This is a genomic window from Burkholderia savannae, from assembly GCF_001524445.2.
Lineage (GTDB): Bacteria > Pseudomonadota > Gammaproteobacteria > Burkholderiales > Burkholderiaceae > Burkholderia > Burkholderia savannae.
Map to the genome: position 1 here is coordinate 2,204,809 of NZ_CP013417.1, position 25,227 is coordinate 2,230,035.

The window sequence follows — 25,227 nt, forward strand, 5'->3', positions numbered from 1 at the left end:
TACGGTCCCGAATAAAAGCATTCTAATGGTTAGAGGAGCGTTCATGACCCCCGCAAGCCTCATCGAGCAATACGGCCCGCGCGAATCGATGGAATACGACGTCGTGATCGTCGGCGGCGGCCCCGCAGGCCTGTCGGCGGCCATCCGGCTCAAGCAGCTCGCCGCCGAGAAAGGCACGGAGATCGGCGTCTGCGTGCTCGAAAAGGGCTCCGAGATCGGCGCGCACATCCTGTCGGGCGCCGTGATGGACCCGCGCGCGATCACTGAACTGTTCCCCGACTGGAAGGAAAAAGGCGCGCCGCTCACCGTCGACGTCACCGAAGACCGCTTCCTGTTCCTGACCGAGAAGAGCGCGTTCCAGGTGCCGAACTGGGCGCTTCCGGACAACTTCAAGAACCACGGCAATTACGTGATCAGCCTCGGCAACGTCACGCGCTGGCTCGGGACAATGGCCGAGGGGCTCGGCGTCGAGATCTTCCCGGGCTTTCCGGCCGCCGAGATCCTCTACAACGCCGACGGCTCGGTCAAGGGCGTCGCCACCGGCAACATGGGCGTCGGCAAGGATGGCGAGCCGACCGAGAATTTCCAGCTCGGCATGGAGCTGCACGCGAAGTACACGCTCTTCTGCGAAGGCGCGCGCGGCCACCTCGGCCGCCAGCTGATGGACCGGTTCAAGCTGAACGCGAACAGCGATCCGCAGGCGTACGGCATCGGCATCAAGGAGCTGTGGGAGATCGATCCCGTCAAGCACAAGCCGGGCCTCGTGATCCACACGGCCGGCTGGCCGTTGTCGTCGGACACGTACGGCGGCTCGTTCCTGTATCACATGGACAACAACCAGGTCGTCGTCGGCTTCGTCATCGGGCTCGCGTACTCGAACCCGTATCTGTCGCCGTTCGAGGAGTTCCAGCGCTACAAGACGCATCCGTCGATCCGGCCGTTCCTCGAAGGCGGCAAGCGCGTGTCGTACGGCGCGCGCGCGATCACGGCGGGCGGCCTGACGTCGCTGCCGAAGACGGTGTTCCCGGGCGGCGCGCTCGTCGGCGACGACGCGGGCTTTTTGAACGCGTCGCGAATCAAGGGCAGCCACGCGGCGATCAAGACCGGCATGCTCGCCGCCGAAGCCGCGTTCGACGCGGTGCAGGCGGGCCGCCAGGCCGACGAGCTGACCGCGTACCCGGACGCGTTCAAGACGTCGTGGCTGTACACGGAGCTCTACCGCGCGCGCAACTTCAAGCAGTGGATGAGCAAGGGCCTGTATCTGGGCACGCTGATGGTCGGCGTCGAGCAGAAGCTGATGAACGGCAACGTGCCGTGGACGCTGCATCACCAGCACGGCGACCACGAGATGCTGAAGCCCGCGTCGCAGTGCCAGCCGATCGACTATCCGAAGCCGGACGGCAAGCTGACGTTCGATCGCCTGTCGTCGGTGTTCATCTCGAACACGAATCACGAGGAGAACCAGCCGGCGCACCTGACGCTGAAGGACGCGAGCGTGCCGGTGAGCGTCAATCTGCGCACGTATGCGGGGCCGGAAGCGCGCTTCTGCCCGGCCGCCGTCTACGAGTTCGTGAAGAACGACGACGGCAGCGACCGCCTCGTGATCAATGCGCAGAACTGCGTGCACTGCAAGACCTGCGACATCAAGGACCCGACGCAGAACATCGTGTGGGTCACGCCGGAAGGCGGCGGCGGGCCGAACTATCCGAACATGTGAGCGCGCGCCCGCGCGTCGCGCGGGCGAGTCGGTCGCATCGCGCGGCGAATGCGGCAAAGCGAAACGGGCGCCTCGGCGCCCGTTGTCGTTCTATCGCTTCGTGGTCGCTGCCCGCGGCGCACCGGCACGCGCCCGATAGCGGCACGAAACGCACCGCTATCGGGCGATGATCACTTCGCTTCCGGCGCGCTCGCAGCGATCCTCGGCGTCGCGGTCGACACGTCGCCGCACTGCGCGCGATGGCGCAGCGCGTGATCGATCAGCACGAGCGCGAGCATCGATTCGGCGATCGGCGTCGCGCGAATTCCGACGCACGGATCGTGGCGGCCGAACGTCTCGACGACGGCGGGCTCGCCCGCCTTCGTGATCGAGCGGCGCGGCGTGCGGATGCTCGACGTCGGCTTGATCGCGATCGACACCGTGATGTCCTGCCCCGTCGAGATGCCGCCGAGCACGCCGCCCGAGTGATTGCCGACGAAGCCGTCCGGCGTCAGCTCGTCGCCGTGCACGGAGCCGCGCTGCGCGACGCTCGCGAAGCCCGCGCCGATCTCGACGCCCTTCACCGCGTTGATCCCCATCATCGCGTGCGCGATGTCCGCGTCGAGGCGGTCGAAGAGCGGCTCGCCCCAGCCGGCCGGCACGCCCGACGCGACGACGTCGATCCGCGCGCCGATCGAATCGCCGTCCTTGCGCAGCGCATCCATGTAGCCTTCGAGCTGCGGGACGATGTCGGCGTTCGGCGCGAAGAACGGATTCTCGCGCACGTGCGACCAGTCGACGAACGGAATCTCGATCTCGCCGAGCGCGCTCATGTAGCCGCGCACCTCGACGCCGAAGCGCTCGCGCAGCCACTTCTTCGCGATCGCGCCCGCGCCGACGACGGGCGCCGTCAGCCGCGCCGACGACCGGCCGCCGCCGCGATAGTCTCGCACGCCGTACTTCTGCCAGTACGTGTAGTCGGCATGGCCCGGGCGGAACGTGTCGGCGATGTTGCCGTAGTCCTTGCTGCGCTGGTCGGTGTTGCGGATCAGGAGCGCGATCGGCGCGCCCGTCGTCACGCCTTCGAACACGCCGGACAGGATCTCGACCTGGTCGGGCTCCTGGCGCTGCGTGACGTGGCGCGACGTGCCGGGCTTGCGGCGGTCGAGCTCGAGCTGGACGTCGGCTTCCGTGAGCGCCATGCCCGGCGGGCAGCCATCGATCACGCAGCCGATCGCGGGGCCGTGCGACTCGCCGAAGGTCGTGACAGTGAAAAGCGTGCCGAGGGTGTTGCCGGACATAGGACCGTCCAAGAAAAAGTCAGTCGAGGAAACCGATATTATGCCAGCCCGTTTTGAGCGGTGCGGCGATATGGCGCGTGATCGGGCGATGTCGTGCGATATGGCGCGACGCCGTGCGGTGGCCGGCGCATGCCGGGGGCGGCGGCCGGTGCCGTCGCGATCCGCTTCGACGCGAACGGCGGGAAAGCGGCGTGCGGGACAATCGGCGAGCGCGAGCCACGCCGACGGACCGCCGATGGGCGAGCGGGCTGCGCGACCCGCGCTTGAAGTCACGATCGGCGCGCGCCGCCCCGCGTCGAGCGCCGCCCGACGCAGACGGCCTCACCCGCTGGCGGCCGTCCAGCTCGCCCGACTCGCCCCACCCGCCCCGCTCGCGCCGCCTACTTCCGCGCGCCGCGCAGCTCCGTCACGGCGGCCTGCAGCGCCTCCGGCGTCGCCGCCACGGCCGGGATCGGCTCGCCGACCGCGAGCGTGAGACGGCTCGTCACCCCGCGCTTCACCGGCCGCGGCCAGCGCGCATCCTCGTGCCGCGAGAACACGCTGCCCCACAGCCCGCGCAGCGCCATCGGCACGACGGGCACGCTCGCGCGCTTCAGGATTTCGGTGACGCCGTGGTGGAACCCGTTGACGTCGCCCGTCTTCGTCAGCTTGCCTTCCGGGAACACGCAGACGAGCTCCCCTTCGCGCAGCGCGGCCTCGCACGCGTCGTACGCGCGCGCGAGCATCTCGGGGTCTTCGTGGCGCGGCGCGATCGGGATCGCCTTCGCATGGCGGAACGCCCAGTTCGCGAAACGCGCGTTGAAGATCCGGTGGTCCATCACGAAGCGAATCGGCCGCGGGCTCGCCGCCGCGAGCACGAGCGCGTCGACGTAGCTCACGTGATTGCAGACGAGGAGCGCCGCGCCTTCGTCGGGAATCCGCTCCGCGTGCACGAGGCGAATCCGGTAGAACGTGTGCACGAGCGCCCACGCGACGAAGCGCAGCAGGAACTCCGGCACGAGCGAATAGATGTACGACGCGACGACGACGTTCAGCAGCGCGGTCACGAGGAAGATCCCCGGAATGCTGACGCCCGCCTTCGTGAGCAGCATCGCCATCAGCGCCGACACGATCATGAAGAGCGCGTTCAGGATGTTGTTCGCGGCGATGATCCGCGCGCGGTGCGTCGGCGCGCTGCGGCTCTGGATCAGCGCGTAGAGCGGCACGCTGTAGAAGCCGCCGAACATCGCGAGCAGGAACAGGTCGGCGAGTATCCGCCAGTGCGCCGCGTGGCCGAGAAACTCGCCCACGGCAAGCAGATGCGTCTGCGCCGGAAGCGCGTGGCTCGCGAAGTACAGCTCGATCGCGAACGCGCTGATGCCGAGCGAGCCGAGCGGCACGAGCCCGATCTCGACGCGCCGCCGCGACAGCCGCTCGCACAGCAGCGAGCCGAGGCCGATGCCGAACGAGAACGTCGCGAGCAGCACGGTGACGACGTCCGGATTCGCCGACAGCACGTCCTTCGCGAAGCCGAAAAACGACGTGAGGAACGTCGCGCCGACAAACCACAGCCACGAAATGCCGAGCAGGCTCAGGAACACCGTCCGGTTCTCGCGCGCGAGCTTCAGGTTGCGCCATGTCTCCGAGAACGGGTTCCAGTTGATCGCGAGATTCGGCTGCGGCGCGGGCGTCGCCGGCACGCCCGCCGCCGCGACGCGCCCGACGAGCGCGATGCCGACGCAGCAGACGGCGAGCAGCAGCTCGCCGCGTCCCGAAATGCCCGCCGCCGCGCCGCCGATGATCGTGCCGATCAGGATCGCGACGAACGTGCCCATCTCGACGAGCCCGTTGCCGCCGACGAGCTCGTGATCGTTCAGATGCTGCGGCAGGTACGAATACTTGACGGGCCCGAAGAGCGTCGAGTGCATGCCCATCATGAACGTGCACAGATACAGCAGCGGCGCGCCGTGCGTGACGAAACCCGCCGCGCCGATGGTCATCAGCACGATCTCGAAGCTCTTCACGAAGCGCGTGAGGCGCGCCTTGTCGTACTTGTCGGCGAGCTGTCCCGCCGTCGCCGAGAACAGCACGAACGGCAGAATGAAGATCGCCGAGATCAGGAACGCGGCCGTCTTCGGATCGACGCCGCTGAATTTCGCCGTCTGGTAGGTGACGAGCGACGTGAAGCCGATCTTGAAAACGTTGTCGTTCAGCGCGCCCATGAACTGCGTCGCGAAGAACGGCGCGAAGCGGCGCTCGCGCAACAGGTCGAACTGCGACGGATGGGCGTGGCGCTTCTCGCGCGGCGCGGTCGAAGTGAGGGAAGGATCGCTCATGCGTGAGGGCGCCCGCGCGTCGCGTCGGCACGATCGCACACGCAGGCGAAAGAAGAAATGACGAAGATCGCCGGGACGGCCGCCCGGCGGCCTGCACGCGCGGCCGCGCGCGGCCTTTAGCTCGCGAGCGGCTTGCGCTCTTCGCTGTCGGGTTCCGGCCAGTCGCGGATATACGCCTTCAGCATCCGGTTCTCGAAGCTCTGCGCCTCGACGACCGTCTTCGCGACGTCGTAGAACGAGATCACGCCCATCAGCACCTTCTTGTCGAGCACCGGCATGTAGCGCGCGTGCCGCTCGAGCATCATCCGGCGCACTTCGTCGATGTCGGTTTCCGGCGTGCACGTGAGCGGCTCGTCCATCACGGTGCGCACGAGCACCTCGCCGATGCTGCCGCCGTTCGCCTTCAGGCGCAGGATGATCTCGCGGAACGTCAGAATCCCGACGAGATCGCCGTACTCCATCACGACGAGCGAGCCGATGTCGTGTTCCGCCATCGTGTCGACCGCATTACGCAGCGGCATGTCGGGCGTCACGGTAAACAGCGTATTGCCCTTGACTTTCAGAATATCGCTGACGCGCATCGTTGTCCCCTGTTGCAACTCGTGCATAATCGGCTTTCGATCCTAACGGAAAGCCCCGCAAAAGGAAAGCGCGCGGCGGCGGGCGCCCGCCCCGGTTGCGGCGGGCGGCGCCCCGCCGCACAATGGAAGCGATGACGCGCCGCGCGGCCGCCGCCGGCGCTCGAGGAGACTGTCATGGCACATTCCGCGCACACCGAGCATTTCTCCAGTTTCGCCGAGTTTTATCCGTTCTATCTCGACGAGCACCGCAACCTGGTGTCGCGGCGGCTGCACTTCATCGGCTCGCTCGGCGTGATCGGCTGCGTCGCGATGGCGCTCGCCACGGGCCTCTGGTGGTGGCTGCCCGCCGCCGTCGTCTGCGGCTACGGATTCGCGTGGATCGGGCACTTCTTCTTCGAAAAGAACCGCCCCGCGACGTTCCGGCACCCGATCTACAGCTTCATGGGCGACTGGGTGATGTTCAAGGACATCTGCACCGGCAAGATTTCGATCTGACCCGCTCGGACGGATTGCCGGCGAACCGGGCCGGAACCGCAATCGCGCGACGCGCGACCAACGCCTGCGCGGGCCCGCGCATCGCATCCATACGCCGCCCGCTCGGGCTTCCCGGCGGCGCCTTCTCGTCAACGTGACACCGTGATGACACGGGCTCGTCGGCTCGTCGGCTTGCTTCGTCGGCTTCGTTCTCGCGTCAGGCAGTGCGCGGCGGCAGCGCCGACGTCGGCCGCCCCGCGTCCTGCGCGCCGCGCGGCGCGCCCGCCTTGCGGCGCGCGATCAGCTCCGCGAGCGACAGCTCGAGCTTCTCGCTCGCGAACGCGTCGAGCAGCGCCCCGCAGTCCACCTCGGTCTTGCCGCGCTGCGCCTGGTAGACGAGCTCCGTCCGGTCGATCACGAGCACGTCGAACAGATTCGCGATCGTCAGGCGCTCCGGGTTCGCGAGCATCACGTAGCGCGGCGCGGCGTCGCCGCCGCTTTGCAGCCGCGCGACCCATTCGCGCTCCTCGAGCGTCGACAGGAGCCGCTGCGCGGTCTCCATGTCGCAGCGCGCCATCAGCGCGAGCCGCGCGGCCGTGTAGCCCGGCTTGCCCGCGTCCTGCGCCTCGGCGAGCCGCGCGAGCAGCTCGAGCGAGTCGAGCAGATCGCTGCCCGGATAGTGAATCCTGTGGAACTGCCCGACCCGGATCGCCGGCAGCGCCGATGCGATCATCGCGCCCGCGAGCGTGACGAACCAGCTCAGGTACATCCACAGCAGGAACATCGGCACGGTCGCGAACGCGCCGTACACCGCCGTATAGGTGGGAATGCGCCGCACGTAATACCCGAAGCCGCGCTTCGCGAGCTCGAACGCGATCGCCGCGCACACGCCGCCCACCGCCGCGTCGCGCCAGGCGACCGTGCAGTTCGGCAGATACACGTAGAGCAGCGTGAACGCGAGCACCGTGAGCGGCAGCGACGCGGCCGTCAGCAGCCATTCGAAGATCGGCGGCGTGCTCGTCGAGCCGGCGAACGCGAGCGATTTCGTGAACAGATACGACGACATCGACAGGCTCACGCCGAACAGCAGCGGCCCGAGCGTGATGAGCGCCCAGTACGCGAGCACGCGCTGCGCGAACGGCCGCGGCTTGCGCACGCGCCAGATCAGGTTGAACGCGGATTCGACCGTCATCATCGTCATCACCGCGGTGAAGACGAGCACGATGAGGCCCGCCGTCGTCAGCCCCTTCGCCTTCGACGCGAACTGGTTCAGGTACTTGAATATCTGGCTGTTGAACTGCGCGGGCATCAGGTGATCGGCAAGGAAGCCCTGCAGCGAATTCTGGAACGACGCGAACATCGGGAACGCGGTGAACAGCGCGAAGGCGACCGTCACGAGCGGCACGAGCGCGAGCATCGTCGTGAACGTGAGGCTGCCCGCGACCTGCGGGATGCGGTCCTCCGCGCTGCGCTTCGCGGCGAAGCGCGCGAGGCGCTTGATGGTGTCGAGATCGACGCTCAACTTCGGCAACGGCTTTCTCCTTTTGCTGCGCATGTCGCGCGCCGCGCGACAGGTCGAGCCGCGACGCTTCGCGGCGGCTTCAGCCCCTATAATAGCCGCTCACTCAAGAGGCCTATGAAAGACATCCTCGTGCTCTATTACAGCCGCCACGGCGCGACGCGCGAACTCGCGCTCGCGATCGCGGCGGGCATCGACAGCGTGCCCGGCATGCAGGCGCGCATCCGCACGGTGCCGGCCGTGTCGACCGTCTGCGAGGCGACGCAGCCCGACATCCCCGACGACGGCCCGCCGTACGCGGAGCCGCGCGACCTCGACGAATGCGCGGGCGTCGCGCTCGGCTCGCCCACCCGCTTCGGCAACATGGCCGCGCCGCTCAAGTATTTTCTCGACGGCACGACGCCGCAATGGCTGTCGGGCGCGCTCGCGGGCAAGCCGGCGTGCGTGTTCACGTCGACGGGCAGCCTGCACGGCGGCCAGGAATCGACGCTGCTGTCGATGATGCTGCCGCTGCTGCACCACGGCATGCTGATCGTCGGAATTCCTTACACCGAAACCGCGTTGTCCGTCACGCAGACGGGCGGCACGCCTTACGGCGCGTCGCACTTCGCGCGCGTCGCCGACGCGGCGCACGAGCGCATTTCCGCCGACGAGAAGGCGCTCGCGCACGCGCTCGGCGCGCGGCTCGCGCGCACCGCGTCGCGCCTCGCGGCCGCGTCCGAATGAGCGCGCCCGCCTGCCCGAAGCCGCTCGCCGCACGCGCGGCCGCGCTTGGCCTCGTCGCGCTAATCGCGCTTTGCGTTGCGTGGGAAGCCTGGCTCGCGCCGCTGCGGCCGGGCGGCTCCGCGCTGATCCTGAAGGCCGTGCCGCTCGCGCTGGCACTGCCCGGCGTGTGGCGGCGCAGCGTCTACACGCTGCAGTGGGCGTCGATGCTGATTTTGATTTATCTTGCAGAAGGCATCGTGCGCGGCATGACGGACGGCGGGCTGTCCGCGCGACTCGGCTGGCTCGAGGCCGCGCTCGCGCTCGGCGTCTTCGGCGCCGCGCTCGCCTACGTCGCGCCGTTCAAGCGCGCCGCGAAGCAAGCGGCGAAGCAAGCGGCAAAGCAAACGGCGAAGCAGACGGCGAAGCGCGCGCAAGACCGTCCGCCCGCGTCCGGCCGCCCCCGCTCCTGATTTTTTCGATTGCCTGACCTCCGAACGAACGCCATGACCTCCTCCCCCGCTTTCGTCGACGCGTGCCGCCAAGCGATCGGCGCCGCCCACGTGCTGACCGATCCCCACGACACGGCCCCGTTTGTGACCGACTGGCGCCGCCGCTATCAGGGCGCCGCCTGCGCGGTGCTCAGGCCCGCGAACACCGAAGAGGTCGCGGCGCTCGTGAAGCTCGCGCTCGAATATCGCGTCGCGCTCGTGCCGCAAGGCGGCAACACGGGCCTCGCGGGCGGCGCGACGCCCGACGCGAGCGGCGCGCAGGCGGTGCTGAGCCTCGCGCGCCTGAACCGCGTGCGCGCGCTCGATGCGCACAACAACACGATCACCGTCGAAGCGGGCGTGATCCTCGCCGACGTGCAGGCGCGCGCGCAGGAAGCGGACCGGCTTTTCGCGCTCAGCCTCGCCGCCGAAGGCAGCTGCACGATCGGCGGCAATCTCGCGACGAACGCGGGCGGCACCGCGGTGCTGCGTTACGGCAACGCACGCGAGCTGTGCCTCGGCCTCGAGGTCGTCACGCCGCAAGGCGAGATCTGGGACGGCCTGCGCGGGCTGCGCAAGGACAACACCGGCTACGATCTGCGCGATCTCTTCATCGGCGCCGAGGGCACGCTCGGCATCATCACGGCCGCGGTGATGAAGCTGCACCCGCGCCCCGCCGCGAAGGTGACGGCGCTCGCCGCGCTCGAATCGCCGCACGCGGCGCTCGATTTCCTGTCGCTCGCGCAGCGCGCGGCCGGCCCGCTGCTGACGGGCTTCGAGCTGATGTCGGATTTTTGCATGAAGCTCGTCGGCAAGCACTATCCGCAGTTGCGCTACCCGTTCGACGCGGCGCATCCGCAGACCGTGCTGCTCGAATTGTCCGACAACGAAAGCGAGGCCCACGCGCGCGCGCTCTTCGAGACGATGATGGAACAGGCGTTCGAGGCGGGGCTCGTCGTCGACGCGGTCGTCGCCGAGAATCTCGCGCAGTCGCGCGCGCTCTGGGATCTGCGCGAACACATCCCGCTCGCGCAGGCGGACGAAGGGCTCAACATCAAGCACGACATCGCGGTGCCGATCTCCTCGATCGCGCGCTTCATCGACGAGACCGACGCGGCGATCCAGGCCGCCGCGCCCGGCGCGCGGATGGTGACGTTCGGCCACCTCGGCGACGGCAACCTGCACTACAACGTGCAGATGCCCGAAGGCGGCGATCCGAAGGCGTTCCTCGCGGCGCACCAGGCGCCCATCAACCGGATCGTCTACGACAACGTCCACAAGCACCGCGGCACGATCAGCGCCGAGCACGGCATCGGGCAATTGAAGATCGACGACGCGCAGCGCTACAAGTCCGCCGTCGAGATCGGCCTCATGCGCGCGCTGAAGGCGGCGCTCGATCCGCTCGGCCTGATGAACCCCGGCAAGGTGCTGCACTGACGCCGCAACCCGCGCCACGAAGGAGCCGTCCGTGAAGATTCGCGTGCTGTCCGATCTGCATCTCGAATGCAACGAGCCTGACGCGATCCCGTACGCGCGCGCGGATCTCGTCGTGCTCGCGGGCGACATTCACAATCATGCGGAAGGCTTGCGCTGGGCGGCGCAGACGTTCGATCCCGACGTGCCCGTCGTCTACGTGCCCGGCAATCACGAGTATTACGACGGCGAGTTCGGCGCGCTCGAAGCGGCGATGCGCGACGCCGCCGCGACGCTCGACCACGTCCACTACCTGAACAACGCCGCGTACGTCGATCCGGCCGGACGCTTTCGCGTGCTCGGCACGACGCTCTGGACCGATTTCGAGCTGTTCGGCGGCGACGAGGCTGCGCTCGCGCAGTCGATCGCCGAGTGCGAGCGCGTGATGCTCGATTTCAAGGGCTTGATTCAGGTGGATTGGCCGGGCGACGCCGGCGCGGGCGCGGGCGAAGCGGCCGATGCAGCCGCCGACGGAGCCGCCGATATCGCCGATGCAACGGCGCAGGCGGGACACGCCGCCGCCTCGCGCGCGCCCGCGGGGCCGGCGCCCGACTCGCCGGCGGCGCCGAGCCCGCGCGATTTCGCGCCGCGCGACGCCCTCGCGCTGCATCGCACCGCCCGCGCATGGCTCGAGCGCGAGCTCGCGAAGCCGTGGGCGGGCCGAACGATCGTCGTCACGCACCACGCGCCGCACCGCGCGAGCCTCGCCGCGCGCTACGCCGACGATCTCGCGTCGGCCGGCTTCATCAGCGATTTGAGCGCGCTCGTGCGGCCGCCCGTCTCGCTATGGATTCACGGGCACACGCACACGTCGTTCGACTACACGACGGCCGAAGGCACGCGCGTCGTCTGCAATCCGCACGGCTACATTCGCCGGCGCACCGGCGAGCGCGAAAATCCGTCGTTCGAATGGGGCAAGATCGTCACGCTCGCGTGACGCGAGCGCGAGACGAAGAAGCAGAAGCGCGAAGGAACCGCCGCGCCCGCGGCATTCAGAGGACGGTGCGGCGGCCGTCCCCATGCGGGCGATGCGAACGCACGCGCACCGGAACCGGCGCGCAGCGCTTTTGCGCGTCGATCGCGCGCAGCAACTCGCGCGACGCCGCGATCCCGATCGCGCCGAAGAGCGCGAGCGCGCCGAAACCCATCAGCAGAGGCGTATTCATCGATTTCTCCCCGATCCGTCGATTGCGTTAAGCGAATACATGAGAAGACAGTAGCAAACCCGGCGCGGCGTGAACGTAAGAAAGTGTTGCGACAGCGTCAAAATGCGTCAATTCCGCCGCGCGGCCTCAGGTCTGCACGGTGAAGCGCTCGAGCGCCGCTTCGTCGGCCTCGAGGATCGACGGCAGCTCGTCGCGCAGAAAATCGACCCACGTGCGGATCTTCGCGTCGAGATACTGGCGCGACGCATAGAGCGCGTAGATGTTCATCGCGTGCGACCGGTATTCGGGCATCACGCGCACGAAGTCGCCGTTGCGCAGGCCGGCGATCGCCGAATAGAGCGGCAGCACGCCGATGCCCATGCCCTCGCGGATGCCGGCCGCGAGCGCCTCGGCGACGTTCACGCGAAACGGCGGCGGCGCGAGCGTCACGCTCTCCTCGCCGTGCGGGCCCACCAGCTTCCATTCGTCCCAGTACAGGCCCGGCGCGACCATCCCGAGGCATATGTGATTCGCGAGATCGTGCGGGCGCTGCGGCGCGCCGTGCTGCTCGATGTAGCCGCGCGACGCGCAGACGACGCTGAACGTCTCGCCGAGCCGCTGCGACACGAGCCCCGAATCGGGCAGCTCGCGCCCGACGACGAGCGACACGTCGAACCCTTCGTCGAGCAGGTCCGGCAGCCGCTGCGCGAGCGTCAGGTCGACCTGGACTTCCGGGTAGCGCTGCCGGTAGCGCGACACCGCGGGCACCGTGTAATGCTGGCCGAGGCTCGTCATGCAGTGCACCTTCAGCTTGCCGGACGGGCGCGCGTGCGCGTCGCTCGCCTCCGCCTCCGCCTGCTCGACGTACGCGAGGATCTGCTCGCAGCGCTGCAGATAGCGCTCGCCTGCCTCGGTGAGCGCGATGCGGCGCGTCGTGCGGTTCAGCAGACGCGTGCGCAGGTGCGCCTCGAGATCGGACACCGCTCGCGACGCGTACGCGGTCGTCGAATTGAGCTGCTGCGCCGCCGCCGTAAAGCTGCCCGCATCGACCACGCGGACGAACACACGCATGTTTTGGAGCGTATCCATGCTAATTCCCTATTGAATCCGGGAGGATTGTTGCATAAATATTCAACAATATTATCTCAATGTCCGTAAGAATGCGTTGCACCATTGTCGGTTTATTTGGCAATCCGCAAAAAAATATAATCGCATCCGACTCATCTTTATCCGAAAGGGAGAAAATCGTGCAGTCTCCGGCAACAAGAGGGACGCTTGCACTCGCGGTTCTTGCAATCTCATTAATAATGGCCGGATGTGCAAGCATGGGCGATGTTGCACCGCAAGCAAAGCAGATCGACCCGGCCTCGCTCGATGCGGGCGCGGCGATCGCGGCAGCCGACCGCGACGCCGGCTGGCCCGCGTCAGACTGGTGGCGCGCGTATCGCGATCCGCAGCTCGACGCGTGGATCGCCGCGTCGCTCGCCGGCAATCCGTCGCTCGCGGCCGCGCAGGCGCGCGTGCGCGAAGCGCAGTCGCTCGCTCGCATCGCGCACGCCGAGGAGCTCCCGCAGTTGAACGGCAGCCTCTCGCTGATGCGCCAGCACTGGCCGGACAACGTCTACTACGGCCCCGGCCCGCTCGCCAACGCCGACACCTGGAACAACACGGGCGCGCTGAGCCTGTCGTACCACCTCGACCTGTGGGGCAAGGACAAGAACAACGCCCGGCGCGCGCTCGATACGGCGCGCGCCAGCGCGGCCGACGCGCGCGCGGCGCAGCTCGAGCTCGAAGCGAACGTCGTGCGCGCGTACGTCGACTTCGCGAAGGATTACGCGCTCCTCGACATCGCGCACGCGACCTACGACCGCCAGAACGAGCTCGCCGAACTCGCGCGCAAGCGCCTTCGCGCGGGCATCGGCACGCAGCTCGAAGTGAGCCAGGCCGAGGCGCCGCTGCCCGATTATGCGCGGCAGATCGATTCGTACGAGGAAGCGATCCAGCTCGGCCGCCATCAGCTCGCCGCGCTCGCGGGCAAGGGGCCGGGCGCGGGCGCGCCGCTCGCGCGGCCGAAGCTCGCGCTCGACGCCGACGCGAGCCTGCCGTCCGCGCTGCCCGCCGAGCTGATCGGCCGGCGGCCGGACGTCGTCGCCGCACGCTGGACGGTCGACGCGCAGGCGCGCGGCATCGACGTCGCGAAGGCCGCGTTCTATCCGAACGTCGACCTGATCGCGTCGCTCGGCGGCTTCGCGGTCAGCGCGCCGTTCGCGACGTTCCTGCGCGCGATGAACGGCGGCTGGTCGGCGGGCCCCGCGCTCACGCTGCCGATCTTCGAAGGCGGCCGGCTGCGCGCGCAACTGGGCGTCGCATCGGCCGGCTACGACGAGGCCGTCGAGCGCTACAACCAGACGATCGTCGGCGCGCTGAAGGACATCGCGGACAACGTCGTGCGGCTGCATTCGCTCGACTCGCAACAGAAGGACGCCGCGCGCGCGGTTGCGCTCACGCGCCGCTCGTACGATCTGTCGCATACCGGCTTCAGCCGCGGGCTCACCGACTACGTGAACGTGCTGCTCGCGCAGAGCCAGTTGCTGACCGCGCAGGAGAACCAGGCGCGCGTCGAAGCCGCGCGGCTCGCCGCGCACGCGTCGCTGATGATCGCGCTCGGCGGCGGGCTCGAAACCGCGGGCGACGCGCCGCATGACGCGCCGGCGGGCGATGCGCGGCGGGCGAGCGCGCCGAACCCGCCCGCCGCTTCGGCCGACGCATCCGCTTCGACCAAGTCCGGCGCGCCGGCCGCGGCCGACGCCCCGGCGGGCTCCGGCGCTTCGTCTTCGTCTTCGTCTTCGTCCTCGTCTTCGTCCTCGTCCTCGTCTTCGGCTTCGGCTTCGGCTTCGGCTTCGGCTTCGGCTTCGGCTTCGGCTTCGTCTTCGGCTTCGGCTTCGTCGGCCGGCGGCCGCGCTGCCGCCGCCTCTCGCGCATCGGCCACAGCCGCCGCCGCAACGGCGAGCGGCCTCACCGCCGCCGTCGCCGGCGCGTCGGCGCCGACGTCCGCCGCGACGAGCGCGTCGGCGACCGCCGCCCCCGCCGCGCGCTAACCCACGCAAGGAGCCGATCATGTCAGCCGCCCCTCCCGCTTCCGCCCCGCCGCCGCGATCGGCCGGCGCCGCGCTCGTCGCGTCGATGAGCGACTGGGCGCGCACCGACGGCGCCGCGTGGCTCTATCTCGCGAAGGCGCTCGCCGCCGCGTTTCTCGCGCTCGGCGTATCGATGGTGCTCGACCTGCCCGCGCCGAAGACCGCGATGACGACCGTCTTCATCGTGATGCAACCGCAAAGCGGCGCGGTGTTCGCGAAGAGCTTCTACCGGCTCATCGGCACCTTCGTCGGCCTGAGCGCGACGCTCGCGCTCGTCGGCCTGTTCCCGCAGCAGCCGGTGCTGTTCCTGCTCGCGGTCGCGCTGTGGGTTGCCGTGTGCACGGCGGGCGCCGCGCGCAACCGCAATTTCCGCAGCTACGGCTTCCTGCTCGCCGGCTACACGGCCGCGCTGATCGGCCTGCCCGCGTCGCAGAACCCCGGCGGCGCGTTCATGACCGCGATGACGCGGGTGTCCGAGATATCGGTCGGCATCCTGTCCGCGGGCATCGTGAGCGCGCTGATCTTCCCGCAGTACACGGGCGAGCAGATGCGCACGACGGTGCGCCGGCGCTTCGGCGCGTTCGTCGACTACGTCGCGTCCGCGCTCGCCGGCACGCTCGACCGCTCGAAGATCGAGAGCGTCCACACGCGCTTCGTCGCGGACGTGGTCGGCTTCGAGGCCGCGCGCAGCATGGCCGTGTTCGAGAATCCGGACACGCGGATGCGCAGCGGCCGGCTGTCGCGCCTGAACAGCGAGTTCATGACCGCGTCGAGCCGCTTCCACGCGCTGCATCAGCTGATGAACCGGCTGCACGCGACGAGCGCGCAGGCAGTCGACGCGCTCGAGCCGTACTTCCGCGAGATCGCGCCGCTCCTGTCGAAGGACGGCGAGTACGTGCGCACCTCAGCCGACGCCGCGTACGCCGCCGAGCAGTTGCTCGCGTATCGCGACGCGCTGCCGCGCCGCATCCGCGCGACGCGCGCCGAGCACGAGACGCAGCCCGGCTTCCCGCTCCTCGACTTCGACACCGCGTCCGAGCTGCTGTACCGCTTCATCACCGATCTGCACGCGTACGCGGCCACCTACGCGTCGCTCGCCGCGAGCACGCACGAGCGCGAGCGCTGGATCGAGCGCTACGAGCCGCGCACCAACGCGACGGCCGCGCTGATCGCGGGCATCCGCACGGCGAGCGTGATGCTGCTGCTGAGCGTGTTCTGGATCTACAGCGCGTGGCCGAGCGGCGTGATGCTCGTGCTGAACGCGGCGGCCGTGTGCGCGCTCGCGTCGTCGTCGCCGCAGCCGACCAAGATGGCCGCGCAGATGGCGCTCGGCACCGCGTTCGCGGTCGTCACGGGTTTCGTGCTGATGTTCGGCGTCTATCCGCACATCGACGGCTTCGTGCTGCTGTGCGCGGCGCTCGCGCCGTTTCTCGCGCCCGGCGTGTTCATGTCGCTCAAGCCGAAGTACGCGGGCTGCGGCGCGGGCTACCTGATTTTCTTCTGCACGCTCGCCGGCCCCGAGAACGTCACGCACTACGATCCCGCCGGCTTCATGAACGACGCGCTCGCGCTGCTGCTGTCGATGATCGTGTCGGCGATCGCGTTCGCGGTGCTGTTCCCGCCGAGCGCGCCGTGGCTCAAGAAGCGCCTGTTCGCCGATCTGCGCCATCAGGCGGTCGCCGCGTGCCACGCGCGTCTGCCGGGGTTGCGCACGCGCTTCGAGAGCGGCGCGCGCGACCTGATGTTCCAGGCGCACGGATTGTCGGCCGATCAGCCCGACGCGCAGCGCGACGCGTTGCGCTGGATGTTCGCGGTGCTCGAGACCGGCAACGCGGTGATCGACCTGCGCCACGAGATCGCGACGCTGCCGCGCGATCCGCGTTACGCGGCGACGATGCCGTGGCGGCGCGCGATCGAGGCGGCGCGCGACGCGCTCGCCGCGCTGTTCGGCAAGCCGGCGCCCGCGCGCTTCGACGCGGCGCTCGCCGCCGCCGTCGACGCGATCGCGGCGACCCAGCAGGCGCTCGTCACGTTCGCGCCACCGCGCGAGGAACGCCACCAGATGCAGCGAATCCTGTCGCACCTGCATTTCGTGCGCACCGCGCTGCTCGATCCCGAATCGCCGCTCGCCGCGCTCAACGGCGCGCGCGTGCCGCCCGACCGACAAGGAGTTTCACCATGATGCCGCGCGACCTCGCGATCCTCGACGCCTACGTGCCGACCGTCGTGCTGATGTTCGTCATCGGCGCGTTCGCGACCTGGCTGATCGACCGCCTGCTCGCGTACACGGGCCTCTATCGCGTCGTCTGGCACCCGTCGCTGTTCCGGGCGAGCCTGCTCGTCTGCATTTGCGGCGGGCTCAGCCTCGCCGTCTACCGTTGATATGAGTCGAACCATGCTCTTGCGAAAACTCTTCGGCTTCGTCGCGACAGCCACCATCCTGATCGTCGCGATCCTGATCGGGCGCACCCTGTGGGTCCATTACATGGACGAGCCCTGGACCCGCGACGGCCGCGTGCGCGCGGAGATCGTCAACGTCGCGCCGGACGTGTCGGGCGCCGTCGTCGAGCTGCCGGTGCGCGACAACCAGCTCGTGAAGAAGGGCGACCTGATCATGCAGATCGATCCGTCGCACTACCAGATCGCGGTGGAGCAGGCGCAGGCGGCCGTCGCCGCCCGCCGCGCCGAGCTGCAGATGCGCCGCGCCGACGCCGCGCGCCGCGCGGACCTCGACGCGCTCGTCGTGTCGAAGGAAAGCCGCGAGAACTCGGCGCAGACCGCGTCGAGCGCCGAGGCGCAATACCAGCAGGCGCTCGCCGCGCTCGACGCCGCGAAGCTCAATCTCGAGCGCACGCGCGTCGTCGCGCCCGTCGACGGCTACGTCACGAACCTGAGCGTGTTCAGGGGCGACTACGCGAGCGCCGGCCAGGCGAAGCTCGCGATCGTCGACAGCCATTCGTTCTGGGTGTACGGCTACTTCGAGGAAACGAAGCTGCCGCGCGTGAAGATCGGCGCGAAGGCGCAGATGCGGCTGATGAGCGGCGGCGTGCTGAAGGGCCACGTCGAGAGCATCTCGCGCGGCATCTACGACCGCGACAATCCGCAAAGCCGCGATCTCGTCGCCGACGTGAACCCGACGTTCAACTGGGTGCGGCTCGCGCAGCGCGTGCCGGTGCGCATCCATATCGACGAGGTGCCGAAGGATCTCGTGCTGTCGGCGGGCACGACGTGCACGGTGATCGTCGAGCCGGACGACGGCGGCAAGCGTAAGTCGTGAGTCGTGAGTCGTGAGTCGTGAGCCGTGAGCCGTGAGCCGTGAGCCGGCAAGTAGCCAGCCGTAAACCGTAAGCCGGAGCAAGCCACGCGCAAGCGCGCGCGAAACGGCGCGCCCGCCGAAACGCGCGCCGCTCAACCCACCGCGTGCGCGGGCAAATGGAAGCGCCCGACCATCGCCTTGAGCATCTGCGCCTGCTCGTCGAGCGAGCGCGCGGCCGCGGCCGCCTCCTCGACGAGCGCCGCGTTCTGCTGCGTGCCCGCATCCATCTGCGTGACCGCGCGCTCGATCGCGTCGATGCCGGAACTCTGCTCGTTCGAAGCGGCCGAGATCTCGCCCATGATGTCGGTCACGCGCTTCACCGCGCGCACGACTTCGTCCATCGTGCGCCCGGCGTCCTGCGCGAGCACCGCGCCGTTCGCGACCCGCTCGACCGACGCGCCGATCAGCGCCTTGATCTCTTTCGCGGCAGTCGCCGAGCGCTGCGCAAGCGAGCGCACTTCGCTCGCGACGACCGAGAATCCGCGCCCTTCCTCGCCCGCGCGCGCCGCCTCGACGGCCGCGTTCAGCGCGAGAATGTTGGTCTGGAACGCGATGCTCTCGATCACGCCGATGATGTCGCGGATGCTCTTCGCGCTCTCGTCGATTTCGTTCATCGTCACGACCACTCGGCCGACGACCGTGCCGCCCTCCTCGGCGACCGACGAAGCGTTCGCCGCAAGCGCGCTCGCCTGCCGCGCGTTCTCCGCGTTCTGGTGGACGGTCGACGTCAGTTGCCCCACGCTCGTCGCGGTGCGTTCGAGCGCGACCGCCTGCTGCTCGGTGCGCTGAGACAGATCGAGATTGCCCATCGCGATCTCGCCCGCCGCCGACGCGATCGCCTCGGCGCTCGCCGAAATCTCGCGCACGGTGCCGGCCAAGCCCTCCTGCATGTCGCGCAGCGCGTGCAGCATGCTGTCGCGATCGCGCGCGTCGAGCCGGATCGCGTTCGACAAATCGCCGCGCGAGATGCTGACCGCGATCTCCTTCGCATACGCGGGCTCGCCGCCCAGCTGCGCGCCGAGCCTGCGCACGACCCACGCGGCGATCGCGAACGCGAGCACGACGAGCGCGGCCGTCATCGCGGCGAGCATCGCGAACGACTCGCGATAGATCGCGCCCGACGCGTCGAGGGTCGCCTTCGACGCGTCGCCGCGCGCGTCGACGAGCCCGTCGACGAGCTTCTCGAGCTTGCCCGTCTCGACGAGCAGCGATACGTCCTGCGAGCCGACCTGCCAGCTCATCTGCGACAGGTCGAGCGGCTGCTCGCGCACGAGCTTCACGAAGTCGCGCAGATGCCCGCTCCACGCGGCGACGGCCGTGCCGAACGCCTTGAGCCGCGCGGCGGCGTCGGCCGCGCCGTCCGCGTGCCGCTGCAGCGTCGCGAGATCGTTGCCGATCGCGGCGAGCCCCTTGTCGATGTCCGCGCCGAGCTCGTCGCGCTCCTTCGCGGTCGTCGCGGTGATCAGCATCTTCTGCGCACGGCTCGCGCGCAGCACCGACGCGCGCACTTCCTCGGCCGCGCGACTCGCGACGTGCCCCTGCTCGTACACCGACTTGATCGAGCTGTTGAGCCGGCTGATCTGCGCGAGCGAGAACAGGCCGACGGCGAGCGTGCCCGCGAGCAGCACGGCGAACGCCGCGCGCAGCGTCGCCTTCACCGACCACGCGCGGCGCGCGCGACGCGGCCTGCCGGGCCCGGGCGCGCGCCTCGGGCTCCCGGCCGGGTCGTCGGGCAGGAATTGCTTGCCGTGCAGCGATACTCCTTTCATTGATGGGTCCCCGTTCTGATGCTGCAGCCGAAAAGGCGGTTTCGGCATGACCGTCGGCGCTCGCGCGGTACGTCTCGCCGGAATCTACGGCAGGCGCTTTTTTTTCTTGAGTGGGGTGAAACCCGCCGTTTCACGCACGACGCACGGCGGGCGGCGGCGCAAACGCTAAACACGCGCAGACGCGCAAAATCACGCAACAGTAGGCGTCAGAATTGTCCGATTCGCGACAAAAGTTGGCCGGACATTGCCGACTCGCCACTTTAGACTTCGTTGACGCATCAAAGAAAAACAGTGTCGTGCCCTTTCAAGCACGCAGCGCCCCTTCCGAGACACTCGCATTCCTATGGAAACCAGCCTCGACAACCGCCCGTCCGTTGCCCGCCCCGCCGCGCCGCCCGCACCGACCACCGCCTCGCGCACCATCTATCCGGTGCTCGGCGCGATCAGCTTCTCGCATCTGCTCAACGACATGATCCAGTCGCTGATCCTCGCGATCTATCCGATGCTGAAGTCGGAATTCGCGCTGTCGTTCGCGCAGATCGGCCTCATCACGCTCACTTACCAGATCACCGCGTCGCTCCTGCAGCCGGTGATCGGCCTCTATACCGACAGGCGTCCGCAGCCGTACTCGCTGCCCGTCGGCATGGGCTTCACGCTCACGGGCCTGCTGCTGATGTCGTTCGCGCCGACGTTCCCGCTCCTGCTCGTCGCGGCGGCGCTTGTCGGCTGCGGCTCGTCGGTGTTTCACCCCGAATCGTCGCGTGTCGCGCGCATGGCGTCGGGCGGCCAGCACGGGCTCGCGCAGTCGCTGTTCCAGGTCGGCGGCAACGCCGGCTCGTCGCTCGGGCCGCTCCTCGCCGCGCTGATCGTGATCCCGCACGGCCAGCGCAGCATCGCATGGTTCTCCGTCGCGGCGCTCGTCGCGATTCTGGTGCTCGTGCAGATCGGCCGCTGGTATCAGCGCCATCCGGCCGCGAAGAAGAAGGCCGCGCGCATCGCGCATCCGACGCTGTCGCGCCGGCAGGTCATGCTCGCGCTCGGCGTGCTCGTGCTGCTCGTGTTCTCGAAGTACTTCTATCTCGCGAGCATCAACAGCTATTTCACGTTCTATCTGATCGACAAGTTCCATCTGTCGGTGCAGGCCGCGCAGATCCATCTGTTCGTGTTCCTCGCGGCCGTCGCGGCGGGCACGATCGTCGGCGGGCCGATCGGCGACCGGATCGGGCGCAAGTACGTGATCTGGACGTCGATCCTCGGCGTCGCGCCGTTCACGCTGCTGCTGCCGTACGCGAATCTCTTCTGGACGACGGTGCTCACCATCGTGATCGGCGTCGTGCTCGCATCGGCGTTCGCGGCGATCATCGTCTACGGGCAGGAGCTGATTCCGGGCAAGGTCGGCACGGTCGCGGGCCTCTTCTTCGGCCTGTCGTTCGGCCTCGGCGGCGTCGGCGCGGCGGTGCTCGGCCAGCTCGCCGACGCGACGAACATCGCGTTCGTCTACAAGGTTTGCTCGTTCCTGCCGCTCATCGGCGTGCTGACGGTGTTCCTGCCGAATCTCGAAAGCAAGGGGAAGCTCGGGAAGCAGGCGGCCTGACGGATCGGCCCGACTAGGGAAATCGCCCGCGACGGAGGCGATCGGCGGGCGGTTGCGAAGGTGCGCGCGGAGCGACGGCCGCCAAGTTGGCGGCGCGCGGTCGTCTGAGTCGTCTGAGTCGTCTGAGTCGTCTGAGTCGTCTGAGTCGGTCGGCGGCGAATCGGCGTCGAATCCACGTCGATTCGCGCACACCTCTGGGCTCGGCTCGGCTCGGCTCGGCTCGGCTCGGCGGATGATGTGCGATTCACGCGCCAATTCAACCGAGCGTTGCGAAACCTGCGTTGCGGCAGCGGCGGCCGACGCCGATCGAGTCGGATCGAGTCGGGTCGGGTCGGGTCGAGTCGAAACGACCGCCGCGCGGCGCCCCATACGCGACGAAAAAGCGCCGCCGCGAGCGGCCCGACATCGCCCTACCCCCGCTGCTCGCGCGGGTAGACCGAGCCGCCGCCTCGCGGCGAGCAGCGGCGAGCAGCGCCAAGTAGCGGCGCGCCGCCTTCGCCTTCGAATCAGGCCGCCTTCGCGTGCGCGGCGAGAAACCGCTTCAGAATGCCCGACGAATACGTGCCGGCGATATCGGTCAGGAACGTCGTGAACGACGCGCTCGCGTGATCGTCGGCGGTGTCGGAAATCGTCCGGACGATCGCGCACGGCACGCCGTACTCGTGGCATACCTGCGCGAGGGCCGCGCCTTCCATCTCCACGGCCAGGGCGTCCGGCAGCGCGTCGCGCAACGCGGTCACTTCGCGCTCGCTCGACACGAAGCGGTCGCCGCTGACGATGAGCCCCTCGCGCACGCGCGCGCCGCGCAGCCGGAAGCGCGCGTTCAGCGCTCCGCCCTCGTCCTCGACGAAGCGCGCGCACGCGGCCTTCAACTGCGACGCGAGCGCGGCGTCCGCGGAAAAGCGCGTGCGCCCGAGCAGCGGCACCTCGAAGCGCGGAAAGAGCGGCGACGCGTCGAGATCGTGCTGCAACAGCGCATCCGCGACGACGACGTCGCCGACGCTCACGTCGCTCGCGACGCCGCCCGCGACGCCCGTGAACACGACCGCGCGCACGTCGAAGCGATGAATGAGCGCGCTCGCCGTCGCGGCGGCCGCGACCTTGCCGATCCGCGCGAGCGTGACGACGCATCGCACGCCGTACGCGACGCCGGCGTGGTAATCGCGCTGGCCGAGCGTGACCGTGTCGACAGGCCCCTCGTCGCGCATCGCGGCGACGAGGTCGCCCAGCTCCTCGGGCAGCGCGGCGAGAATGCCGAGCGGCCGGCTCGAAAACGTCTGCAGATTCATTCGACCGCCTGCAGTTTCGCGACCGCGAGCGCGAGCCACTTCTCGCCGTGCCGCTTGAATTTGACTTGCGCCTTCGCGTCGGTGCCGCTGCCTTCGAGCGCCGTCACGGTGCCTTCGCCGAATTTCGTGTGGAACACCTGCTGACCGATCCGCAAGCCGTTCTCGGCCTCGCGCTGCTGGTTCGCGAACGCGGGCAGCGGCGCGGACACCGCCGCGTCGACGACGCTCTCTCGCGCGCCCCCGCCCGGCCGCCCGAACCAGTCGCGCCCCCAGCCAGCGTTGTCCGATCGGCCGCCCCAGCGGGCGCCCGCCTCGACCTTCGGCGTAAGCCACTTGAGCACGTGCTGCGGCAGCTCGTCGAAGAAGCGCGAGCGGATGTTGTAGCGGGTCTGGCCGTGCAGCATCCGGCTCTGCGCGAACGACAGGTAGAGGCGCTCCTTCGCGCGCGTGATCGCGACGTACATCAGCCGGCGCTCTTCCTCGAGGCCGTCGGATTCGATCGCGCTGTTCTCGTGCGGGAAAAGCCCCTCTTCGAGCCCGGTGATGAACACCGCGGTGAACTCGAGCCCCTTCGCCGCGTGAACCGTCATCAGTTGCACCGCGTCCTGGCCCGCCTGCGCCTGATTGTCGCCCGCCTCGAGCGACGCGTGCGACAGAAAGCCCGCGAGCGGCGTCATCGCATCGGGGTTCTGCGCGGGATCGGCGAGATTCGCGGGCGCGAGCACCGCGTCGGACGGATCGGCGTCGCCCGCGGCGAGCTCGGGCGCCGCGCTCGCGCGGGCGTGCAGCGGAATCGAGCGGGCGGGCGTGTCGAGCCCGTAGCCTTCCTCGGAGACGAACGCGGTGGCCGCGTTCACCAGTTCCTGCAAGTTCTCGAGGCGATCCTGCCCTTCGCGCTCGCCTTGATAGAAATCGGCGAGGCCGCTCGCGCGAACGACGTACTCGACCGTCTCGGGCAGGCTCATCTGCGCCGTTTCGGCGCGCATCTTCGCGATCAGGTTCGCGAACGCGGAAAGGCTCGAGCCCGCCTTGCCCGCCACGTACGGGATCGCGGCCGCCATCGCGCAGTCGTACAGGCGCGCGGCGTCGGCGAGCTGCTCGATCGAGCGCGCGCCGATCCCGCGCGTCGGAAAATTGACGACGCGCGCGAACGCGGTGTCGTCGTTCGGATTGTCGATGAGCCGCAGATACGCGAGCGCGTGCTTCACTTCCTGGCGCTCGAAGAAGCGCAGGCCGCCGTACACGCGATACGGGATGCCCGCCGTCATCAGCGTGTGCTCGATCGAGCGCGACTGCGCGTTGCTCCGGTACAGCACCGCGACCTCGCTGCGCGCGAGCCCCGAGTTCACGAGCGAGCGGATCTCCTCGACGATCCACGCCGCTTCCTGCGCGTCGGTGGCCGCTTCGTAGACGCGCACCGGCTCGCCGTGGCCCGCGTCGGTGCGCAGATTCTTGCCGAGCCGGTGCGCGTTGTTCGCGATCAGATGGTTCGCCGCGTCGAGGATGTTGCCGTGCGACCGGTAGTTCTGCTCGAGCTTGATCAGGTTGCGCACGCGGAACTCGTTCTCGAAGTCGCGCATGTTGCCGACGTTCGCGCCGCGGAACGCGTAGATCGACTGGTCGTCGTCGCCGACCGCGAAGATCGCGTTGTGGCCGCCCGCGAGGAGCTTGAGCCACGCGTACTGCAGCTTGTTCGTGTCCTGGAACTCGTCGACGAGGATGTGCTTGAAGCGCGCCTGATAATGCGCGCGCAACGGCGGGTTGTGCGCGAGCAGCTCGTAGCAGCGCAAGAGCAGCTCGGGGAAATCGACGACGCCCTCGCGCTGGCACTGCTGCTCGTACGCCTGATACAGCTCGACGAACTTGCGGTTGAAGTGGTCGGTCGCGTCGACCTTGTCCGGGCGCAGCCCCTGCTCCTTCGCGTTGTTGATGAAGTACTGGACGTTCTTCGGCGGATACTTCTCGTCGTCGACGTTCGCCGCCTTCATCAGCCGCTTGATCGCGGACAACTGGTCGGCGGTATCAAGGATCTGGAAAGTCTGCGGCAGACCGGCGTCGCGCCAGTGCGTGCGCAGCATCCGGTTGCAAAGGCCGTGGAACGTGCCGATCCACATGCCGCGCGTGTCGATCGGCATCATCGCGGACAGGCGCGCCATCATCTCGCGCGCGGCCTTGTTCGTGAACGTGACGGCGAGCACGGTGGGCGGCGACGCATAGCCCTGCTGGATCAGCCACGCGATCCGCGTGATGAGCACGCGGGTCTTGCCGCTGCCCGCCCCGGCGAGGATCAGCGCCGGCTCGTTGGGCAGCGTAACGGCGGCGAGTTGTTCGGGGTTCAGGTTCGCGAGCAGATCGGGCATGGAGAAAAAGCGGTCGAGCGGGTGGACGCGGGCCCGACATTATAAATCGCGCGCGGCCCGCGCCG

The 25,227-nt window shown here is 68.9% G+C and carries 20 protein-coding genes; 11 read left to right on the top strand and 9 right to left on the bottom strand.

Going from position 1 to position 25,227, the window contains the following annotated elements; genetic code table 11:
- Positions 1-43: 43 nt before the first annotated feature.
- Entirely contained in the window at positions 44-1,717 is a 1,674-nt protein-coding gene (locus tag WS78_RS10785) for an electron transfer flavoprotein-ubiquinone oxidoreductase (protein WP_059583127.1), read from the top strand.
- 170 nt (positions 1,718-1,887) lie between these two features.
- On the opposite strand, the gene aroC is transcribed toward WS78_RS10785, so the two are convergent.
- The 3 genes from aroC to WS78_RS10800 form a co-directional block, all read right to left on the bottom strand.
- On the bottom strand, positions 1,888-2,997 hold the full coding sequence (gene aroC / locus WS78_RS10790; RefSeq protein ID WP_038751257.1) for a chorismate synthase: 1,110 nt from the start codon (positions 2,995-2,997) through the stop codon (positions 1,888-1,890).
- 380 nt (positions 2,998-3,377) lie between these two features.
- A complete protein-coding gene (locus tag WS78_RS10795; RefSeq protein WP_059583123.1) occupies positions 3,378-5,312 on the bottom strand; it encodes an MFS transporter in 1,935 nt (644 codons plus the stop codon).
- 116 nt (positions 5,313-5,428) lie between these two features.
- On the bottom strand, positions 5,429-5,893 hold the full coding sequence (locus tag WS78_RS10800) for a CBS domain-containing protein (protein ID WP_038751422.1): 465 nt from the start codon (positions 5,891-5,893) through the stop codon (positions 5,429-5,431).
- A gap of 174 nt (positions 5,894-6,067) precedes the next feature.
- On the opposite strand from WS78_RS10800, the gene WS78_RS10805 reads away from it, so the two are divergent.
- Complete coding sequence (locus WS78_RS10805; protein WP_038751261.1) at positions 6,068-6,388, top strand: Mpo1-like protein; 321 nt, start codon at positions 6,068-6,070, stop codon at positions 6,386-6,388.
- A gap of 196 nt (positions 6,389-6,584) precedes the next feature.
- On the opposite strand, the gene WS78_RS10810 is transcribed toward WS78_RS10805, so the two are convergent.
- Entirely contained in the window at positions 6,585-7,898 is a 1,314-nt protein-coding gene (locus WS78_RS10810; RefSeq protein WP_059583119.1) for a YihY family inner membrane protein, read from the bottom strand.
- Between the two features lie 105 nt (positions 7,899-8,003).
- On the opposite strand from WS78_RS10810, the gene wrbA reads away from it, so the two are divergent.
- The 4 genes from wrbA to WS78_RS10830 are packed head-to-tail and all read left to right on the top strand — an operon-like array spanning position 8,004 to position 11,489.
- The gene (gene wrbA, locus WS78_RS10815; protein WP_038751265.1) at positions 8,004-8,612 is read left to right on the top strand and encodes an NAD(P)H:quinone oxidoreductase; all 609 of its coding nucleotides are present in this window, start codon (positions 8,004-8,006) and stop codon (positions 8,610-8,612) included.
- On the top strand, positions 8,609-9,061 hold the full coding sequence (locus tag WS78_RS10820; RefSeq protein WP_059583116.1) for a DUF2069 domain-containing protein: 453 nt from the start codon (positions 8,609-8,611) through the stop codon (positions 9,059-9,061). The genes wrbA and WS78_RS10820 overlap by 4 nt, the downstream gene beginning before the upstream one ends.
- 33 nt (positions 9,062-9,094) lie before the next feature.
- Positions 9,095-10,516 carry an FAD-binding oxidoreductase gene (locus WS78_RS10825; protein ID WP_038751269.1) on the top strand — a complete coding sequence of 474 codons (1,422 nt, stop codon included), beginning with the start codon at positions 9,095-9,097 and terminating at the stop codon, positions 10,514-10,516.
- 31 nt (positions 10,517-10,547) lie between these two features.
- Positions 10,548-11,489 (top strand): metallophosphoesterase, encoded by a 942-nt coding sequence (locus tag WS78_RS10830; protein WP_059583113.1) that lies wholly within the window; start codon positions 10,548-10,550, stop codon positions 11,487-11,489.
- 55 nt (positions 11,490-11,544) lie between these two features.
- Here WS78_RS10830 and WS78_RS37030 read toward each other — a convergent pair whose 3' ends face one another.
- Complete coding sequence (locus WS78_RS37030) at positions 11,545-11,718, bottom strand: hypothetical protein (RefSeq protein ID WP_063889473.1); 174 nt, start codon at positions 11,716-11,718, stop codon at positions 11,545-11,547.
- A 126-nt stretch (positions 11,719-11,844) separates the two neighbouring features.
- Positions 11,845-12,786, bottom strand: a complete 942-nt coding sequence (locus WS78_RS10840; RefSeq protein ID WP_038751275.1) for a LysR family transcriptional regulator — start codon at positions 12,784-12,786, stop codon at positions 11,845-11,847.
- A gap of 218 nt (positions 12,787-13,004) precedes the next feature.
- On the opposite strand from WS78_RS10840, the gene WS78_RS10845 reads away from it, so the two are divergent.
- The 4 genes from WS78_RS10845 to WS78_RS10860 are packed head-to-tail and all read left to right on the top strand — an operon-like array spanning position 13,005 to position 18,111.
- Positions 13,005-14,795 carry an efflux transporter outer membrane subunit gene (locus tag WS78_RS10845; protein ID WP_059583110.1) on the top strand — a complete coding sequence of 597 codons (1,791 nt, stop codon included), beginning with the start codon at positions 13,005-13,007 and terminating at the stop codon, positions 14,793-14,795.
- 19 nt (positions 14,796-14,814) lie between these two features.
- Complete coding sequence (locus WS78_RS10850; protein WP_038751279.1) at positions 14,815-17,016, top strand: FUSC family protein; 2,202 nt, start codon at positions 14,815-14,817, stop codon at positions 17,014-17,016.
- The gene (locus WS78_RS10855; protein ID WP_004191885.1) at positions 17,013-17,216 is read left to right on the top strand and encodes a DUF1656 domain-containing protein; all 204 of its coding nucleotides are present in this window, start codon (positions 17,013-17,015) and stop codon (positions 17,214-17,216) included. Before WS78_RS10850 ends, WS78_RS10855 begins: the two co-directional genes overlap by 4 nt.
- A gap of 13 nt (positions 17,217-17,229) precedes the next feature.
- On the top strand, positions 17,230-18,111 hold the full coding sequence (locus tag WS78_RS10860; protein ID WP_059583105.1) for an efflux RND transporter periplasmic adaptor subunit: 882 nt from the start codon (positions 17,230-17,232) through the stop codon (positions 18,109-18,111).
- Between the two features lie 131 nt (positions 18,112-18,242).
- On the opposite strand, the gene WS78_RS10865 is transcribed toward WS78_RS10860, so the two are convergent.
- A complete protein-coding gene (locus WS78_RS10865; RefSeq protein ID WP_059583100.1) occupies positions 18,243-19,919 on the bottom strand; it encodes a methyl-accepting chemotaxis protein in 1,677 nt (558 codons plus the stop codon).
- A gap of 343 nt (positions 19,920-20,262) precedes the next feature.
- Here WS78_RS10865 and WS78_RS10870 point away from each other — a divergent pair, with 343 nt between their 5' ends.
- On the top strand, positions 20,263-21,513 hold the full coding sequence (locus WS78_RS10870) for an MFS transporter (RefSeq protein ID WP_038751285.1): 1,251 nt from the start codon (positions 20,263-20,265) through the stop codon (positions 21,511-21,513).
- 506 nt (positions 21,514-22,019) lie between these two features.
- On the opposite strand, the gene WS78_RS10875 is transcribed toward WS78_RS10870, so the two are convergent.
- Together WS78_RS10875 and WS78_RS10880 are read right to left on the bottom strand one after the other, a co-directional pair.
- The gene (locus tag WS78_RS10875) at positions 22,020-22,802 is read right to left on the bottom strand and encodes a 5'-methylthioadenosine/adenosylhomocysteine nucleosidase (protein WP_059583097.1); all 783 of its coding nucleotides are present in this window, start codon (positions 22,800-22,802) and stop codon (positions 22,020-22,022) included.
- Complete coding sequence (locus WS78_RS10880; RefSeq protein ID WP_038751289.1) at positions 22,799-25,162, bottom strand: UvrD-helicase domain-containing protein; 2,364 nt, start codon at positions 25,160-25,162, stop codon at positions 22,799-22,801. Before WS78_RS10880 ends, WS78_RS10875 begins: the two co-directional genes overlap by 4 nt.
- Between the last annotated feature and the right edge of the window lie 65 nt (positions 25,163-25,227).